Source organism: Paenibacillus sp. JT31N11 (genome assembly GCF_056269285.1).
Window position 1 is genome coordinate 104117 of the sequence record NZ_JBWDNQ010000008.1, and the last position, 19581, is coordinate 123697.

The following is a 19581-nucleotide window of genomic DNA, read 5'->3' on the forward strand; positions in this document are numbered from 1 at the left end:
ATTGGTTTATTTCTTGTAAGGGTCCGCGGCATCGCGCAAGCCATCGCCCAGAAAGTTAAAGGTTAATACCGTTAAGATAACCGCACCAAGCGGAATAAGCTTCCATGGATACAGAGCAATATTCTGGATCTGCTGGGCTTCCTGAAGAAGAACACCCCAACTGGTAGCCGGAGAGCGAATCCCTAAGCCGAGAAAGCTCATCGCCGTCTCGCCAAGAATCATCCCTGGAATTGCCAACGTCGTGGCTACAACCAAATAACTGATAAAACCCGGCAACAGATGCCTTGTTATAATTCTCGCATCGCCGACGCCTGCAATCTTGGCCGCAAGAACATAATCTTCATTTTTCATGGAGATGAACTTGCCTCTCACGACCCTCGCCAGACCGGTCCACTCGATAAAAGCAAATATAATAACGATATAAAGATACATTCGGACCACCGGTATTCGCGGAGGAATAGCTGCGGATAACGCCATCCATAACGGAAGAGTCGGGAATGAGCGTATGATGTCGATAATCCGTTGAATCAAGGCATCCAGTCCGCCTCCGAAATATCCGGATATGCCGCCGATAATCAATCCCAATATAAAGCTGATGCCAACCCCTACGAGAGGGATGCTAAGCGATACTTGACTTCCCAGCAAAATTCGGGAGAACATGTCTCTGCCAAGCGCATCGGTGCCTAACAGAAATATTCGTCCGGGTTGTTCCACTCCGAATAAATGCGTTTTTGTTGGAATGAATCCGAGAAATTTATAGCTTTCACCTTTGGCAAACAGCTCGAGCGAATATCGTTTTTCTTTGTTCGGCTCGAATATTTTACGCATCGTTTCCGGATCTCTGCCTGACTTCAATTCATATACAAACGGTCTAATATGGAACTTTCCAGACGCATCTACGAATCGCAGGGTCATTGGAGGCGCATTCACATATTTGCTGTCGTAGCTTTGCAGCCCGTAAGGCGCCAGGAACTGGGCGAATAGCGCGCCGGCGTAGAGAATAGCCAGAACCATTAAGCTGATCCGAGCTAATTTATGTTTCTTGAATCTCAAATACATGAGCCGCCATTGCGAACTATATTGAACATCCTTATTTTCGAGCGGCTTGGATAGGCGCACTTTCTGTTTTCTGAAAATCGGCAATGTTCTCATAGGCTAGTTACCCCTGAACTCTGTACGAATTTTTGGATCTAGCCATGCCAGTAAAATATCCGACAGCAATGTCCCCAGTACCGTTAACAACGCCATGAACAACAACCAACTGCCAGCCAGATACATGTCCTGACCCAGTAACGCATTAAACATAACCGGCCCCTGTATGGGCAAATTCAATACGATAGCGGTAATTGTGGAGCCGGTGAAGATGTGGGTCAATGACCAGCCGAACGTACTGACAATAGGATTTAAAGCTGCGCGCGTCGGATACTTAAAGAGGATTTTCGTCTCCGACAGCCCCTTGGACCTGGCCGTTACCACATTGGGCTTATTCAGTTCGTCCAGCATTTGTCCTCTCATAACCCGAATAAGGTCCGCTGTGCCAGATAGTCCGATGACAATTACGGGGATGATCATATGCTTTGCCAAGTCCATCGCCTTGTCCATCGACCATGGCGCATTCACGTACTCGCCCGAAAATAAACCGAGCAATGGATCGCCGAACCAAGTGTAGGAAAGGAACATTAATATAACGGCGAGCAGGAAGTGAGGTGTAGCCATTCCCAGAAAACTTAAGCCCGAGAAGAAATAATCTCCCTTGGAATATTGCTTTACGGCACAATAGATGCCGACTGGAATCGCCACGGCGTATTGAAAAACCATCGTCACCAGTGAGACGACCAGCGTCAATCCCATGTACTGCTCGATCACGGCTGTAACGGGCTTGTTATAGTTGAAGGAGTATCCGAAATCCCAATGCACAACAATATCTCTAGCCCAAATAAAATACTGTTCGTAAATCGGACGATTCAAGCCCAAATCCGTCCGCATAGCCTCCATGTCCTCCTGCGTAAACACTTCGCCCGCAACGGACATTTGCGCCGAATAATTGGATACATAATCGCCGGGGGGAAGCTGAATGATGTAGAAAACGATAAATGAGATCAATATCACGACAGGTATGGTCAACACGATTCTTTTCAAAGTGTACTGGAGCATCTCTTGTCCTACCCTCTCCTTGACAATTCAGAGATATGAATGCCTTCAAAATCTTTGGAATAAAACCGATAATGGAGAGATCGTTCCCCATTATCGGTTTTACGGTATAATCCGGCTGCTATTGCTTGATATAGAATTGTGCAGGATGGCCTGCGCCCAAGGAGCGGAACTCATCGGCCCATATCATGGATTGCGGTATGTTGCGCATATTGTTCGATGCTGCAATCAACGTCGGCGTCGGGCCTGCATAACCGATCACCCACTGATTTTTCATATGCAATTTAATAATTTCATTACCCCATTGGGTAATTTCTTCTTTTGAACTGGCAGCCTTAAGCTTATCCCAATCCTCCAGGAGCAAAGCAACATCGCCTTCCGGTTTAACTCCCTCTTTGCCGCCCGAAGAGGTATACAATCCGTATTGGCCATACCACGGGGTAAGCACACGGAGCGGTACTAGCGCATCAGGCCGGAATGCCACATTAACAACAGATATGTTTTCTATGTTCGCAGGGACTTGATTCGAATACTTCAACTCCTGCAGAGTTGCCTGATCGACAACCTTCAGATTGGTCTTAATCCCCATCTCCTCATAATACTTCTTGAGCAGCTCCAGGAATTTCGCCGAATCTTCGGAGGAATCCATAATCGTGATCGTCACATCCGAACCGTCCGGGAATAACCGGAAATTGTCCTTGTCCCGTTTGGTTAATCCGAGCTCATCCAACAGCTTATTGGCCTGTTCTGGATCATATTTAGCCCATTGATCTGCCCAGCCCTCCTGATATCCGACGAGACCTTCCGGTACTGAAGCCTGAATCGGGTCGGCAATTCCGTTAGTCACGATCTCTGTGATCTCTGTACGGTCTACTCCGAGAGAAAGCGCTTCCCTAAATTTGATGTCCTGGAACAGCTTTCGCAGGTTAGGATCCTCGATCGTCTGATTTAACTGAATTCCCGATGTTGACCACGCTGGCTGCTGCCATGGAATAACCCGGTAATCCCCCTTCTCCTCATTTTCCTTCAAGACAGTGAAGTCTTGTGCGCCAAACGTGGAGAGATTGAAATCTCCCGCCAATGTGCCGAGCACTCTTTGACTGGGATCCTGAATTTTCGTCGCGATGAGATTATTCATATAGGGGAGCTGGTGACCGTCGACATCCGTTTTCCAATAATAAGGGTTGCGTTCCATAACGAACTGGTCACTCTCGGGATCATTCTTGGCTACCCAAGCCCGAAGTGTCGGGATCTGCGGATAAATCCAGTAATAATAACCCGTTTCCTTCAGGAAAGATGCCGTATCCGCGAAGCCCCATTGTTTGGCGATTTCGAGTGCTTTATCTTCGCCTACAAATTCCGGCAGGATTGTCTTCTGGAAATGTGCCGGTGCAAAGAACCACTTATTGTCGATCGCAACGCGCTCAAGGAACTGGACGCTTGGATATTTATGTGTAATCTTGAACGTGAAGTCATCAATCTTTTCCACTTTGGCCAAAGCTTTTTCTCCACTTACCGGATCAATCGAGTAGTAAGCATCATATATTTTTTTGCCGAAGGTTTCTTTGGTCAGCATATGCTCCCAATAGAACAGGACATCATCTGCTGTAAATGGCACGCCATCCGACCACTTCATGCCTTTCCTGAGGTGAATGGTAAATTCCGTGGAATTTGCATTCACTTCATAACTTTTGGCAACATTAGGTTCAACCCCGCTGCCATCCTTGTTGAAGCGGAACAGCGCTTCTTCCGTTGGCTGCCCAACAGCCCATTTGTCACTGGATCCCATCCAGGCCATTTTCCAATCTCCGCCGTATTGTCCGACCTCATCAACAACAGGCTCAATCATGATATCTGCCGGAGCTGGCATACGATCTGCCAAAGCAGGCAGTTTGCCTGCGGTTACAAGGTCAGTCAGCATAGGAGCCTCTTTGGCATCCGATTCCGTGACTCCGACCGGTGCATCCTTGACCACTGCCGTTTCGTTGGTTTCTTTCACAACATTCGGTTCCGATGCATTATTTGTGCATCCTGCAACAATAATGGCAAAAACGACTAGCAGAACAATAAGGAACCTCTGTTTTTTCAAGTTAACCCCTCCAAAAATCTATTCATTTCCACGCCGCTGCCCTAGCTGTTACCATTGCCGTTTTCTTCTTCACTGGGATCAATGCAAGCCCCGCTGACTCACCTCCACCGTTTATTAAACCGGTTTAATTCGTAGATGTCTATTTTTATTAATTAGGTAAAATAATAGTATGTATTCTGCATTAAACCGGTTTAATGAAACAAGGAATTGTAAGCGCTTTTATTGTATTCGATATATAAACAAAACACAATATTTATTTAGCAATCTTTCCAGTTGCTGTGAGGTCACATGCCAGGCTCTAAGACCTCGGGAGAGCTTTTTCCTTTGCCCCATTGCTTGCAGGCACCGCAAAGAGACAAAAAAAGATCACTCCCGCTAAGAGGAATGACCTTTTTCTCCGTTCCTTGCTGCTGATCGCTTCGCGTTTGCGCCAAACACTTCCCTTTAACCGACCTTCTGAATCGACTCCAAGTGCTCGACCAGTCTGTCCCAGGTATCCGTGATGCCCTCCAGCATGCCCATATCCAGAACCTGCTGCAGTCCTTCAACCGTTGCGTATTCAGAACGGCTAATGATCTTTGTCCCGCCATCCGTCTCGATAAAGGTCATGTCTACGACCGTTGCCGGCATATTTTCCGCCACGTTTCCTTCCGCATCGGAGAAATAATCCACATACCCGATCTTCTCAGGTACGATGATTTCACTATACACACCCTTCCCCCATGATTCCATGCCATAGTATTCGCCCTGGTTCTTGTCCTCGCATTTCATACAATAATGCCAAACTCCCCCAACGCGGAAATCAATATGGCATACCGGGAGCGACCAGCCTCTTGGCCCCCACCAATGCTTCAGATGCTCAGCCTGCGAGAACGCCTCGAACACGAGCTCCCGAGGTGCCTTGAATTCACGCTCCAGAACAAGCACCTTTTCCTCTACCTTGGATACCATTTGATTTGTCATTTTAACATCCTCCTCGATTAAAATAGTTGATCGAAATAGTCCTGCCGCAGCTCTTCTCAAAACTGATCCATCATTCCAAGCTCAGTCCTGCTGCGCTCTCCGAGTTTCCTTGCCCCGCAGCTTCAGCAAATAATCATCCAGGCGGCCGAGCTGTGGCTCTTCCAAGGCTCTCACGACGTCAGCATTCATCGTCATCATCCATTAGTAACTGGAGTTTTTTGCTGAAATAAATATACCACGACAGGAATATTCCTGTAAAGGAATATTTGAGAAAAATGTTCATTGATTTTTTAAACGAAAGATATAACCCTCTATAGGAACCCTAACTCGGAATACAAGACAAGCTGACTTTATGTACTTTACATTTTCCTCAAAATCGGGACAGCTTCAGCTCTTGATGAGGAGTGGCATGAAGCTATTCCCTTTCAATTAGACGAAAATATCCAATTATGGTTGTGCTGTTGCTTTTCCAATAAAATTAAAAAAAAGAGACTTGGAGTCTCTTTTTTTGGTATCCGTATCCTGTCGTGCGGAAGTCTATTCTGCAGATCCGGCACCCGCCCGCCGCTCGCTTGGAGCCTGAACGAGAGTGTCATCCAGCTGCAGCTGCAGGTTCGCGGAAACTACTCCTTCCCTTCCCGCTTCTCGAAGTAGTGGATAGGGCGGACCTCAATGCGCCAGCCGAATTGCTCGCCCGCACCCACTTGCGTGGCTGGATGCAGTGAAGCAATCCGGATTGCATCCTCCATGTCACTTGCTTCAATAAGGAACGCGCTGCCAATCATCTCCTTGGTTTCGATAAAAGGACCGTCGGTAACCTTCACTTTCCCGTTTTCACGCCGCAAGATTTTGTTCTCATGGGCGAGGCCTGCATCGATGATCACTTGGCCGCTCTTGTAGAGTTCCTCGAGATGGGACTCGCATTCGCGCATGACAGCATCGATCTCCTCCTTGGGGCGGGAATCCATTTTCTCTCGATCGAAGTAACCCAAGCACAGGTATCTCATCTTAATTCTCCTTTACATGGTTGGTTTATTTGTGCCTCTATATAAGTCGACGAACAGCATAAAGCAAACTCGACAAATCCTCAAATAAAATTTTCAAGCGCTTCTTGGACTGTTAGTGTCATTTGAATAGATGCATTATATCCATTATTTTGTATTTCAGAAAGCTATGAGGAAAATCTGGTAATCTATCTAGGTTAATGAGTAATGTTATAAAATCCAGAACAGCACAGCTGCGAAATACATATAAATATATTATATTTTGTCATCCATGATAGATATCACCGGGGCAAGTAATGAAGGGATGGGAGCCGAAAAGAGATGAATGAACCGTATATCAGGTTGTTAAGATCTATTTGTGCCGGACGACCTTATGAATGACATTCTATCAATTAAATGGCGAACTGAACTGAATAATACAGTTCATCGAATCTGTGAGCTGCAAACCATATGGCATGTACGATGGTAGCTAAAGTAAGTGCTGGTAACAACGGACAACACAAATCCAAACAATATGGGGGTATCAACAACTACTATGGAACAACATGAAAGCAGTGAGGACCATGAAAGCTATTTAAACAGTAAAATCGGGAAGTTAATTAAAATCAACCGTGGAGGCCCGGAATCGTTTGACGGGGTATTGCTTGGTGTTCAAAGTGATTATGTTGTTTTGCGTACTAAAGCAGGCCTCGTTTATGTCAATACCAGCCATATTAAGAGTACAACCGATCTGCCAGGTCAAAAAAGCGGACGCTCGACTTCCAACAACTTTATCGCAGCCGAAAGCTTTATTGGTGTTCTGCGCAAATTGACTCAGCAATCCGCTCAAATCAACTGGGGCGGACCAGAGAAGATCGACGGTATCATTACTGAAGTTGGCAGTCAATCCCTGCTCCTTATTGTTGGTAAAGAGAAGGTGCGAATCCCGCTATTCCACATTAAAACGGTAAAACCTACTGGCCAGTATATTAGACAAATTGTCCAATACGAGAGCTATTTGAGCAGTAAAATTGGGAAGTTAATTAAAATCAACCGCGGGGGACCGGAGTCGTTCGACGGAGTATTGCTTGGTGTTCAGAGTGATTATATTGTTTTGCGTACTAAAGCAGGCCTCGTTTATATCAATGCCAGCCATATTAAAAGTACTACTGACTTACCCGGTCCAAGAAGCGGACACTCGACTTCTCATAACTTCGTCGCAGCTGAAAGCTTTATCGGCGTTCTGCGCAAATTGACAAAGAAATCCGTTCAAATTAACTGGGGCGGGCCAGAGAAGCTCGCTGGTCTCATAGCTGAAGTTGGTAATCAATCCCTACTCCTCATGGTTGGCAAAGAGAAGGTACGCATTCCGCTATTTCACATTAAAACCATAAAACATAATGGCAGCTCTGGAAACAGCTCGAAAGGCAGCAGCAGCTCAGGAACCAATAAAAACAACTCCAGCAACAACAAAAAAAGTAAAAACAACAATAAAAACAAAAATTCCAGCAACAAAGGGGGAAAATCGAGAACCTCATAGTTCCGCTGAACACCAGCGTTTTTCTAAAAGAATTTCATCCCGGATTGGAATTCCATTTTCAGCGATAAACGGAATGACGGGCTTCAACATTCTCGCTTCATCAACTGCATTTTGTAATATCTTTACAAGGACATAGCCCCTTCTCTGATAAAATCCCAATGCATGCAAATTATCATTTGTTGTGATTAGCTTCATACTCTGACAGCCAATTTCCTTGGCTTTATTTTCTAAACGATGAATTAATGTTGTCCCAATACCCTTATTTTCTTCAATACTATCTAATGAGATAATTTCGCATTCATTGCCTGCAATAATATGTATCGATGCCCCCAAACAGAATTTATACTTATTCTATTGTCATATGTAAGTAAGCTGAATAGCTAAATACAATCACCAGCTGCGTATCTGCCGCTCGCATAGTTCAAAGGCTGCCAATGATGTTGGCAGCCCTGACATTGTGCTATCGTGCACGATTGTCCGATCAAAGATTAGGATTATTGCAATGTTGAGTTATTGCAGGCTCGGCATGTACTTTTCACGTACGACATTCAGGTGATGGAGAGCATGCCCGATAATGAAGTATACGATTGCAGCGGCTGTGGTTGTGCAATTGTTGACCACCCCGGCACGGCGTAATTCGTCCTCGTTCAATCCCTGTACCAGTGACAGGGTAGCTGCCCGAACGGCTTGAAAATCGGCGATCAGTCCGGTATGCGGACGGCGGTCGAAGCTCGTTCCGTTCACGTAGACGTCCTGATGGCGCGGCAATGGCGTCTTGTCTCCCCTGGCGACACAGAGAAGCCGATAACTCATGATCCGTTCAGTGTCGTTAATATGGCCAAGCACTTCTTTAAGGCTCCATTTTCCCTCGCCGTAACGGTACAAACTTTGCTCTTCACTGATGGAGCTGTATAACGATTTAATGTCCTGCTCTTGGTCCTTGAGCAGCTGCGCCAGGTCGCCTTCTTGCACTAAATGGATGTAATTGCCCCAGTGCGGGTTGAAGTCTCCTTCATTCGGTTTGGGCATATGCATGTTTCTGCGCCTCCTAATAGATCAGTTTACAATAGACACATTAGAAATAATAACATATTCCCGATTGCATTGAATTGCCCTATTGCTCAATAATACCTATTTTCTCCAGCGCCGTGAATAGGGCCTTTTAACCGGATCAGGTTTCAGACCCGCGCGTATATCACAGTAGCGTCATCTAAAATGTTTTATGATTTGGGAATGTCGTCAAACCGTTCATTACCAAGGAAGCGGGCCGTATTCGCCAAAGAACCCGCCGCTCGGGCTGTTTTCATCCCATTGAACAAGAAGCGGACCTGCGCAGTCTGGCTCAATTCCGTGCCAGGTATGGCCGTAATACAGAAGACCCTTGGTGGGGAGAATTAGTTGCGGAGTTATCGGGAATCAGCCCTGAGTTTAATCTCCAGGTGCCAGGTCTTGGTTCAGCGGATTATTTTATATCAATCCCCTGCCTTAAATTTAAAACAGCCTTTGCCATCCCGTGGATAGCAAAGGCTGTTTTGTTTCTGCATCTAATGCTTAATAATCAATAAAAAATGAAAAATTATCGTTTATTATTCAAATTGCATGTTTCATAAATCAGCAGAGATCCGCGATCGTCATCGGGCACGGCATAAAGCCGCAGCTCTTGACCCGCACTCTCCATGAATACCGGATTACGGGTAATCACATGCCCTTGAGGAGAAAACTCAGTGATGGGCACTTCATGAATCGTATTCAACGTATTCATATCGATCAGAGCTAATCCGCCCAGCTCGTACGGCTTGGAATTGCCGCTTGAAGAATGGGCCAGCTCAGAGATACCACTCAAAATCATTTTCCCTTCGCCTGCATATTGGCCATCCTGATAATCTACAAAGTGACTCGAATTTTCTTTCACAAGCAGTTGCTGTCCATTTTGGTCCCATTCATAGAACCTGCGCGAACCCCAGCTGTTGCCTATAAGCTTGCCGTCTTGGCCATCGCGGACCATCCCCCCGATATGATCAAGGACTCGAAACGTTTCTTCTGCTTTCATGGTCATGGGATCAACATTGTAAACCATAGACTCGCTGTCAGGCCGGTATTCGGCAACTGGCACCCAAATCCTATTTCCATCAAAATCAATACCGCCCGGGTGATAGATATCCCCCTCCCCAAGAAGAATATCCTGGACCAGCTTCCCCTGTTGATCAAAGACAAACAGATGACCGATTCCTTTTCCTGGAGTACGGTCGTAACCGGACCGAGGCTTGTCATATCTAACGGGCTTTTCAGTAAGTTCTACCGAGGACAAATAGAAGAGATCCCCAATCCGAACCATCCCCTGTGAGTGGTAATTGTTGAATTGCAGATCAATCTTATTGGTTAGCTCCCATTTCGTGCTTCGTGCAAGACTTTGGAATTGGGCAACGAGCTTCTGATTATCCATCACAATTCATTCCCCATTCCTCAATTATATAACGCATCGAATCTTCACTGCCTTCCATTATATAAATACTCTGACTGAAACGGTGATGGGCTGGTTATTGTCTGGATTGAGCCAAACGGATGACATTCCACGATTGATGCGGAAGCTCGGATATCAGGACGCCGTCGCTCAACCGCGAACCCGTATAAGACACCGGACTTACCTGTTCGTCCTTCGCCGTGTTCACCGCCTTCAAATTGTCATGCCGGACAACGAGATGCTCGATTAGACGATAGCCTTCGAAATGGCGAAGATCGCACTCCAATGGGAGCCTCTCCTGCAAATGACGGTTCACGGCGAAGATCGTAAGCTCGTCCTTCTCTTCATTCCAGACGACGGCGGTCTCAAGATACGGCACATCCGTAAATTCCTTGCTGTCATATTTGGGAGAGGAAACCATCGGCCTTAGCGCGATACCCCGGCCATAGACGGAAGCATGCAAATACGGATAGAATATCGTTTGCCTCCAGGCCTTCCCATTGTTCTCCGTCATAATCGGTGCGATGACATTCACTAGTTGTGCCATGCAGGCAACCTTGACCCGATCTGAATGTTTCAGAAGCGTAATCAGAATACAGCCGACAAGCAGCGCATCTTCGAGATTGTACTCGTCTTCCAGAATAGGAGGCGCAATCTTCCAGGGCTCGCGCCGTATCCAGCTTTTATCCTGCTCTTTGGAATGGTACCATACATTCCACTCGTCAAAGCAGAGATTGATCGTTTTTTTGCTTCTTTTTTTGGCTTTTATATAATCGCATGTGGAAATAATGGTATGAATAAAATCATCCATATTCATCGATTTCGCCAGGAAATTGGCGGAATCCTCCTCGTAATTCCCATAATATTGATGCAATGAAAGATAATCCGCATGCTCGTAACTATGGTCCAGTGTTGTCGCTTCCCACTCCGGGAAAGTAGGCATCTTGGAGTTCGAGCTGCCGCAAGCGATCAGCTCGATGCCGGGGTCCACAATTTTCATCACTTTTGCCGTTTCTGCCGCCAGCCGGCCATATTCTTCTGCCGTTTTATGACCGATCTGCCAAGGTCCGTCCATTTCATTGCCCAGACACCACATCTTAATGCCGTGCGGCGTCTCGCAGCCATGCTGCTTCCTTAAGTCACTCCAGTACGTTCCTCCCGGATGATTGCAGTATTCGAGCAAATTTATGGCGGCATCGATGCCGCGTGTACCCAAATTTACAGCCATCATGACATCCACATTTGCTTTCCTTGACCAGCTTACAAACTCATTCGTCCCAACTTGATTGGTCTCCACTGATCTCCAGGCCAGATCAAGCCGGCGGGGACGGGCTTCTTGAGGTCCGACACCGTCCTCCCAATTATACCCGGAGACCATATTCCCGCCAGGGTAACGTACGACAGGGACGTTCAACTCCCTGACCAATTCGATGACATCGTTACGGAATCCCAACTCGTCGGCCAGCGGGTGATCCGGCTCATATATCCCTCCATAAACCGCCCTTCCCAAATGCTCGATGAAGGATCCGTATATTCTCGGATCTACCTCTGATATACGAAATTCCTTGTCAACGATCATAACCGCTTTAAACTGAGTCATCCTCTCGCCTCCATGGTTAATATAAATGTTATTTAATTAACATTTTAACAGTATGATACACGACTTTAGTTTGTCAATTCATGAACATAAACACTTTCGGAACACGGATCAACATGATTCCACTCAACGCGGGATTTCCGAAATTGTGCATCAAGTCATTATTGCTGCTGCAGGCCGATTTTTAGTTTCCTATGCGAAATGAACGAAAGCGGTTCGTCATTGTACATATGGTGCATGCAAGGGAATCTTGTTTGTTGAACAATAGATCCAGATTCCTTATCGTAATGGAAGTACGGAACAACTAGTGAAGGAGGGAAGCCTTGTATGGAGAAGGCAGACATGGATTTGGATCTCCTCAGTACGGACCGGGTGAGCCGGTCCAAGGGGCGGTCGGACTCCTCGTCGTTATGGAAAGCTTGCGTTAAGAATAAAACCTTATACTTGTTCTTGCTGCCGGCCATCATCTGGTATATCGTGTTCTATTACGTCCCCATGTACGGAATTACAATCGCTTTCAAGGACTTCACGATTGACAAAGGAATTTTGGGCAGTCCCTGGGTGGGCATGGAACATTTCAAGACGATGTGGAACTCGCCTGAGTTTACCAGGGTACTTAGAAACACGCTTGTCATCAGCGGATTAAAGTTACTTTTTGTGTATACTTCCGGAATTGTATTGGCGCTGGCCCTGAATGAAATTTTCCATGAGAAGTTCAAGAAGCTTGTACAAAGTGTCACTTACCTGCCGCATTTTCTGTCCTGGGTCATTATCGGCAGCATCATGGTTGAGCTCCTCTCTCCTTCCAGCGGACTGATCAATAAAATCATCATGCTTTTTGGAGGGAATCCCATTTATTTTCTGGCGGAAGAGAAGTGGTTTGTGCCTATTCTGATTCTGTCGGACATCTGGCAGAGCTGCGGCTGGGGCTCCATTATTTATTTGGCTGCCATCGCAGGCATCGATCAGCAGCTTTACGAAGCAGCTACCATGGATGGCGCAGGCAGATTGAGGAAGATGATCAGCATCACACTGCCGTCCATTGCCAACGTTATTGTAATTATGATGATCTTCAATATCGGCTATATCATGAACAGCGGCTTCGATCAAATCTTCAACCTGTACAATCCGCGCGTCTACGAGGTGGGTGATATCCTTGATACCTATGTCTACCGGGTCGGGCTCGTCCAGATGAATTACAGCTTCTCGGCGGCGGTAGGTGTCTTCAAGAATGTCATCGGTCTGGTGCTGGTTCTGTTAGCCAATCGATTGGCTCGACGTTTTGGGCAAAAGGGATTATGGTGAGGAGGATATGACATGTCAACTGCCGGACAGCGGCAACGCATGAATGTGCTGGATTATCTGAATTATGCACTGCTTATTTTTTTATCGCTTTCCGTCTTATATCCGATCCTGTATTTGTTCTTCCTGTCACTCAGCTCGCGGGAAGCGATGGCGGGTTCAGGCGGCAGCGTATGGTTCTGGCCGCAAGGCTTCACTCTTGAAGCGTATAAGGGCTTTTTAAGACAATCGTTTATCTACTCCGGTTATTTCTATACAATTTTCAGGACGGTGGTCGGAACCTTCCTGTCCGTACTGCTCATGTCGTTTGCCGGTTACGCCATCTCCAAGGCCATTCCTTTCCAGAAATCCGTTACACTGTTTTTCGTATTTACAATGTTCTTTACCGGAGGGCTTATCCCCACTTATCTCGTTATTAAAAGTCTGGGATTGATCGACAATCCATTGGTCTATATATTGGCGCCCCCCTTCCTGTACAACACGTTCTATATACTGATTCTGAGAAACTTCTTCATGACGATTCCGGATAGTCTGGAGGAATCAGCCCGGATAGATGGAGCTAGCGATACACGTATTTTCTTCAGCCTGATCGTCCCGCTGGCAGCACCGGCCATCGCAACCATTAGCTTGTGGGTAGGCGTTAATCACTGGAACTCCTGGTTCGATTCCCTGATCTATGTCCAGAACCCGGACCTTCAGGTTATCCAGGTTCATATCCGTAAGCTTGTCATCGAACAAAGCGCCTTGCTCATGAGCGACGCCTTGAGTTCCATAGACAAGAAGAATGTCCCCTCGCCGGAAAGCATGCGGGCAGCAGCTATATTGATCACCATGCTTCCGATTTTGTGCATTTATCCGTTCATCCAGCGTTTCTTTGTCAAAGGGGTTGTCATGGGAGCGGTCAAGGGCTAGACACGCCCCGTCACGCCGCTTTCGCATGATCTGAAGGAGGTGATGCTTGGCAAGATAGGCGCAGCGCTGCATTGAAGCAGATGTACACATTGAAAAAGGAGGGGAACAAGCCGCGGCTAAACTGATTCCATCCTTTCGGATCTTTCAAGAAAAGCCGGTCCGAAGCACAATAAACAAGAGCGCCTCATACAGACAATGCGGCTGTTTCAAATCGAAAGCACCACTGTTGCTCCCAGCAAGGATATCGTCAAGGTATAAAAATTCAGTCCACACCAAAACGGAGGAATCACGATGCCGAAAATGACAAAAAAATCAATGATGATGCTGTCGTTAGTCGTGTTCTTAATCTTCCCCGCCCTGATCGGCTGCTCCAACAGCCCGGGTTCCAACACCGGCTCCGGCAGCACCGACAGCGGCACGGAAGCAGCGCCGGCTGCAGAAGCCAAAGACCCCGCCGATCCGCTGTCCGAAGCGGCCGACAACAAAATCATAGAAGCCGATCTGGCGAAGGTCGAGACACCGGAATATTTTGCAAATAGCACGCAATATGAATATACGATTCAGCTGGGGCCTACCCCGCTCAGCGAAGAAACGTATGGGCAGCGCTATTTTGAGAAGAAATTTAATGTGAAGCTCAAGTTCGTCAATATTGACGAATCCAACCGGAAGGAGCAATTGAATTTGATGTTTGCGACAGGCACGATACCGGATATCGTTCAAGTCGCGCTTCCGGATGTATCCGATTACAGCAAGCAAGGTCTGTTAGCCGAGATTCCGGTTGAGATGACCAAGGAAAATATGCCGAACTATTTTAAAGTCATAGAAAAGTACGACCCGCAGCTGCTCTCGATCACCAATGTCGATGGGAAGAACATGGGACTTGCCCGCTTCAATCCGAACGGCGGAGTTCCGCGTCCTGCAAGCATCCGGGCGGATTGGCTCAAGAATGTCGGAATTACCAAAGTGCCGCAGACCATTCAGGAGCTTGAAGATGCCTTTGTCAAATTTCGCAACGACGACCCGGATCAAAACGGAGCAAAGGACACGTATGGGATGTCCAATCCCAGCGATTTTGCCGGAAACCAATGGTTTCAATCGATATTCGGCGCCTATAATACCAATCCGTTCAACTGGGTGGAGCGGGAGGGCAAGCTGCAGTTCGGTCTGACCACGCCCGAAACCAAAGAAGCGCTGAAGCTGCTCAACAAATGGTATAAGCTGGGCTTAATTGATCCGGAATTTATCACGGATAAGGGACGAAGCAGCGATGCCCTGGATCTGGCCACCAAGTTCGCACAAGGAAAGCTCGGATACATCGATAATCTGAACTTCGACGACGTTCAGTGGGATAACGACGGGCACCTCAGCTTCCGCTGGGTAGCCAATCAACCGGACTGGCAGAAGTGGTTCGAAGCGAATAAAGACGATAAAGCCAAACTGTATTCAACCAAGATCTACACCGATTTTGACGAGAATGCTCCAGGACCGATCTACATTACCATGCCTCCGGTCAAAGGGCCAAGCGGAGCAAGCGGTTATCAGCGGGAAGGGTATCAAAACTCCGTCCTCGTATTCGGCAAGCAGCTGGCAACGGATCAGGACAAGTTTGTGAAGCTGCTGAAAATCATGGAATATCAGCATACGGATGCGGACGCTTATCTGCATCTAGGCTATGGTCCCGAGGGCTTGATGTGGATTACCGACGATAAAGGCAATAAACTGTTGAATACCGATTGGCCCAAGCATGAGCTGTTCCACCCGCAATTCAAGAAACTAGGCGTCAACTGGATCACCAACATCATGACGTGGACCAATCCGGATTTCATGGCGATCTGGGGTCCTCAGACAGAGCAGCGCTACGAGCTGACAGGCGACATCATCCGCGAATTCCCTTATTACGAGAACCAGCTGAAGGTCGTTCTGCCGTCTCAGGGAAAATATACGGAGCTGCTTGACACGAGAGTCAAGGAATACGTTATCAAAACGGTTACCGGCGATCTGGATATCGACAGCACCTTCGACAAGACCGTGGAACAATGGTACAAGGATGGCGGAGAGGCGCTTACGAAGGAAGCAAATGATTGGTACAGCACGGTCAAATAATCCGATTAGTGAGGTGCAAAGCAGTGAAAGATACGTTAAGCCCCGAGGAGTTCAAAAAGAAATATCCGAATATTCATATCACAACCAAGGATCATAAGCCCTATTCGGGGGCTCATGTACTGGATAATCCGCCGAGATTTCATGAGAAGCTGCTCGATTACGGTGAACGGCCCTACTGGTCTCCGGACGGCAAAAGAATAGCATTCGTCGGAAGCAATTACGGGGACATATGCGAGATTGATTTCGAAACAAGAGAAGTCCGCAACCTCACCAGGGACCTGGGAGAGCATCACTCCTTTCTGCGTGTCCTCTTCCTGCCTAACGGAGATTACCTGCTGATCGGACCGAAGAAATTTAAAAACCGCAGCATCAGCAGACATGTGGAATCAGAGCTCTGGATTATGGATAAAGACGCATCGTCTCCGCCCAAAGCACTCGGGAGAGCCATGTATGAAGGCTGCGGCGTCTCCGCCTTGTCCAACAAAATCACATATTCAATGAATGGCAATCATGATCCCCGGCTCAAATCGCCGCTGGACTTCGAGGTTCATGTCACCGAGATTGAATATGGGCCGAACGGCCCTGAGCTTGGCCTTGATAAGATCATCCACCGAACCGACAGCGGAGGCCGGCCCGAGCCGCAGGATTTCCGCCATAACGATACGGAGGTGATAATGGCGGAGTATTATAATAACGCTTCCACTTCACCCGAGGACTGGAACGCCAAGGTAAAGGGGATCAACATTGCAACGGGGGAAGTTCGGACCTATATAGACGAAGCGTTGACCCACAATGAGTGCGAAGGAATCTTCCCGGATAACGAGCATATCTGTCTGGAAAGCTCACGGGATTTCGAGAACTCCTTCCCTCCCATCGATCTCTGGAAAATGAAGCTTGACGGAACGGGCCGCCGGGTAAGGATGACACGTATGTTCGAGCACCCGCCATGGCGGATGAACAACTCCAACGTTAGCCCGGATGGAAAATGGCTGGCGTACATGGTCAATACGCTGACCGATGAACCCGGCTATGGCAGAGGACTGGGACTGTTGAATCTGGAGGAATGGGAGAAGAGCGATTGGGCTCAGCAGTGGGAGCTGCCTATTCCGAGAAAATAGCCATCATAATCGCATCATTTTAAAGGGCTGTCCTCTGCAGGAGCAGCCCTTTTTATTATTTCCGGTAATCCCCGGGCGTGATGCCCTCGTTGTTCTTAAACATCCGGATGAAGGAAAAGGCATGGATATATCCAACCTTCAAGGCCACCTCATGAACGGGATCTTTGGTTTCCCGGAGCAATTCTTTGGCCTTCTCGAGGCGAACCCTGACAAGATAATCCACAAATTTCTCACCGAACTCATCTTTGAACAGACGGCTCAAATACCGGGTGCTCAGATTAAATTCATCACTCAGCTGGTTGAGCGAAAGATCAGGATTTGCATAATTATCTTTGACGTACTGTTTGACTTTGTGGATGATTTGGTGCGTGCTTCTGTGCTCCCTGAGCTTTCCGATTTCCTGAAAGCTCATGTTCAAAATCAGCCTGGCGCTGGCTTGAAATTCTTCCAGCGTATCGAGATTATCGAGCAGCTTGTTCAGCTCAGGCAGGCTGTCCTTTTTCCAGTAATCGCAGATGGATTCGGACAATCCCATTACTTCACGATCTAAATTATAAATTAGGTTGTGCAGGATATTCGTCACATCGTCACGAGAGATCATGCTGATCTGGATCGTGTGAAACAGCTCCTCGAAACGGGCTTCCCATTCCGATTCGCCCAGCTTGAAGGAAAGAGTTACGGTCCTGATCAATTGGATGGGCTGAAACATATCCGTCCTGCGTTTGGATGGCATCTCCTGACTGAGAATAATGCGGGAACTGCCCAGAACAGCTTTATATTTCAGCGCCTCCACCGCATCCTCGTAAAGGAGGGGAATATCATCGACCAGATCTGAAGTCCCTCCCATTCCGATTGTAACGGTAAACTTCAAATGACCGGTCACCCAATGAATAAATGCAGTGCAGGCCGCCTCGATACTTTCTTCTTCGATTTGCTGGCCATTCTCACCGGCATGCTCCAGGAGAAATACAATTCCGAGACGGGAGCTGCCGATATATTGGGTCCACGCCCTGATTCTCCGCTCCTCTGCAAGCTCGGTAAGGACGCTGCTTATGACAAATTTAAGCAAATACTGGTCGCGTTCAGAATAAGAGCTGCAGAAATCCGCATACTTGTCGATCTCCATCACGGCGACCTTCGCCCGTTTGAACTCATAATTCAGTTCCAGCCGCTCCATCGCCAATTTCCATTCTTCAGCACCAATCTGTCTGGTGCCGTCAAGAAGCTCATTAAAAAAATGCCGCCGCATGCTGACTTGATCCTCTTCAACCCTGCTCTGCAGCTTGACTGACTGCTCCAGCAGCTTGTCGATGGCTGTAGATATGAACCGCATTTCATCATCATTGTTCCTGGATAAAAGCTCGCTGCTCTTATTGACGAATATTTCATTGATATGCCCGACAATCGATTCAATCGGTTTGTAGTTCCTTCTGGTTACATATACGATAAATACTGATCCGGCAACAATGGATAAGAACCCCAAGGTTACCCAAATATACGGAAATGAAGAGAAAAACTCAAAGGCGTGTCTTTGCTTCAAACCGCTTTGCACATTCCATCCCAGATAGGGGGAATGAGTGAGTGAAACTTTATTACGCGGATTGTCCTGTACCTGTGTGCTTCCTTCTTCCGTACTGACAATCAGTTGCTCCTGCGCATCGATAAAATCCACGTAATTGATTTTCAGACTTGACATATTCATTGTAAAATCACGAATCGAATTTGTACGTATGTTGACTACAAACAATCCCTGCTGGCCGGAAATGATCGGAACTCTCCGGACGAGCGAGACGACATCCTTGGTGGTAAAGGTTCTCGGGTCCTGGTAAGACCTTTTTCCCGTCCAGGAAACAATGCTGGAGGTTTCCAGCTGACCCAGCAGAAATTCGCGGTCTGCAAACGTATCCGCATGTGTGAACATATTATTGGTCAGAACCAGTTGGTCCGACAAACGGTACACATAGATGGAATCAATGATCGGGTAGCTCGCAATCATATTATTGAGAGCCTGAATGCTTTGATAGATCATATAAGAGCTGTTTTCATCTTCAAAAAATTGGCTCAGCGTATCATTAGTCATAATTTCTTTTATGATCAGTTTATCAACGGGCTTCAGCAGGTTTTCCACGGATTGGGCGATTTGTACATTAAAAGCCTGAGTTGCTTTATTGGTGGACTCCTTGACATATTGGCTGAAAGCCAGAAAGAACAGCAGGAACAAAATCGAGGTTATGACAAAAAATATTGGAAGATATGAAAATAAGGAGCGATAAAACCAGGTTCTGCTGTTGCGCATTCTGTTATCTCCTCTTATTTAACCTCCCAATCCTGGCCACTCAACCCCCGAGCCGGAGAACAAGGT

Annotated in this window: 16 protein-coding genes; 6 read left to right on the forward strand and 10 right to left on the reverse strand. The window is 47.1% G+C overall.

The features are described from left to right. Positions 1-6: 6 nt before the first annotated feature. The 5 genes from AC0YNV_RS24840 to AC0YNV_RS24860 form a co-directional block, all read right to left on the reverse strand. Positions 7-1152: an ABC transporter permease gene (locus AC0YNV_RS24840; RefSeq protein WP_475770430.1), complete on the reverse strand. Its 1146-nt coding sequence runs from the start codon at positions 1150-1152 to the stop codon at positions 7-9. A 3-nt stretch (positions 1153-1155) separates the two neighbouring features. Continuing rightward, on the reverse strand, positions 1156-2154 hold the full coding sequence (locus AC0YNV_RS24845) for an ABC transporter permease (RefSeq protein ID WP_475770431.1): 999 nt from the start codon (positions 2152-2154) through the stop codon (positions 1156-1158). Positions 2155-2272: 118 nt separating this feature from the next. Continuing rightward, entirely contained in the window at positions 2273-4240 is a 1968-nt protein-coding gene (locus AC0YNV_RS24850; RefSeq protein WP_475770432.1) for an ABC transporter substrate-binding protein, read from the reverse strand. Between the two features lie 444 nt (positions 4241-4684). Beyond that, entirely contained in the window at positions 4685-5203 is a 519-nt protein-coding gene (locus AC0YNV_RS24855) for an SRPBCC domain-containing protein (protein ID WP_475770433.1), read from the reverse strand. Positions 5204-5826: 623 nt separating this feature from the next. Beyond that, positions 5827-6210: a YciI family protein gene (locus AC0YNV_RS24860; RefSeq protein WP_475770434.1), complete on the reverse strand. Its 384-nt coding sequence runs from the start codon at positions 6208-6210 to the stop codon at positions 5827-5829. Between the two features lie 532 nt (positions 6211-6742). Here AC0YNV_RS24860 and AC0YNV_RS24865 point away from each other — a divergent pair. Then, complete coding sequence (locus tag AC0YNV_RS24865; RefSeq protein WP_475770435.1) at positions 6743-7726, forward strand: hypothetical protein; 984 nt, start codon at positions 6743-6745, stop codon at positions 7724-7726. Here AC0YNV_RS24865 and AC0YNV_RS24870 read toward each other — a convergent pair. Then, positions 7721-8059, reverse strand: a complete 339-nt coding sequence (locus tag AC0YNV_RS24870; protein WP_475770436.1) for a GNAT family N-acetyltransferase — start codon at positions 8057-8059, stop codon at positions 7721-7723. The two genes, AC0YNV_RS24865 and AC0YNV_RS24870, sit on opposite strands and share 6 nt — an antisense overlap. A 177-nt stretch (positions 8060-8236) precedes the next feature. Then, the gene (locus AC0YNV_RS24875; protein ID WP_475770437.1) at positions 8237-8761 is read right to left on the reverse strand and encodes a DinB family protein; all 525 of its coding nucleotides are present in this window, start codon (positions 8759-8761) and stop codon (positions 8237-8239) included. 302 nt (positions 8762-9063) lie between these two features. On the opposite strand from AC0YNV_RS24875, the gene AC0YNV_RS24880 reads away from it, so the two are divergent. Further along, a complete protein-coding gene (locus AC0YNV_RS24880) occupies positions 9064-9291 on the forward strand; it encodes an MmyB family transcriptional regulator (RefSeq protein WP_475770653.1) in 228 nt (75 codons plus the stop codon). Between the two features lie 11 nt (positions 9292-9302). On the opposite strand, the gene AC0YNV_RS24885 is transcribed toward AC0YNV_RS24880, so the two are convergent. Together AC0YNV_RS24885 and arfA are read right to left on the reverse strand one after the other, a co-directional pair. Then, positions 9303-10169, reverse strand: a complete 867-nt coding sequence (locus tag AC0YNV_RS24885) for a DUF6454 family protein (protein WP_475770438.1) — start codon at positions 10167-10169, stop codon at positions 9303-9305. Between the two features lie 94 nt (positions 10170-10263). Then, positions 10264-11787, reverse strand: a complete 1524-nt coding sequence (gene arfA, locus AC0YNV_RS24890) for an arabinosylfuranosidase ArfA (protein ID WP_475770439.1) — start codon at positions 11785-11787, stop codon at positions 10264-10266. Positions 11788-12111: 324 nt separating this feature from the next. On the opposite strand from arfA, the gene AC0YNV_RS24895 reads away from it, so the two are divergent. From AC0YNV_RS24895 to AC0YNV_RS24910, 4 genes are all read left to right on the forward strand, one after another. Then, positions 12112-13089: an ABC transporter permease gene (locus AC0YNV_RS24895; RefSeq protein ID WP_475770440.1), complete on the forward strand. Its 978-nt coding sequence runs from the start codon at positions 12112-12114 to the stop codon at positions 13087-13089. A 12-nt stretch (positions 13090-13101) separates the two neighbouring features. Beyond that, entirely contained in the window at positions 13102-13998 is an 897-nt protein-coding gene (locus AC0YNV_RS24900; RefSeq protein WP_475770441.1) for a carbohydrate ABC transporter permease, read from the forward strand. Positions 13999-14289: 291 nt separating this feature from the next. After that, a complete protein-coding gene (locus AC0YNV_RS24905; protein ID WP_475770442.1) occupies positions 14290-16101 on the forward strand; it encodes an extracellular solute-binding protein in 1812 nt (603 codons plus the stop codon). Between the two features lie 23 nt (positions 16102-16124). After that, the gene (locus AC0YNV_RS24910; RefSeq protein WP_475770443.1) at positions 16125-17219 is read left to right on the forward strand and encodes a hypothetical protein; all 1095 of its coding nucleotides are present in this window, start codon (positions 16125-16127) and stop codon (positions 17217-17219) included. Between the two features lie 55 nt (positions 17220-17274). Here AC0YNV_RS24910 and AC0YNV_RS24915 read toward each other — a convergent pair whose 3' ends face one another. Next, positions 17275-19515 carry an AraC family transcriptional regulator gene (locus AC0YNV_RS24915; protein ID WP_475770444.1) on the reverse strand — a complete coding sequence of 747 codons (2241 nt, stop codon included), beginning with the start codon at positions 19513-19515 and terminating at the stop codon, positions 17275-17277. Between the last annotated feature and the right edge of the window lie 66 nt (positions 19516-19581).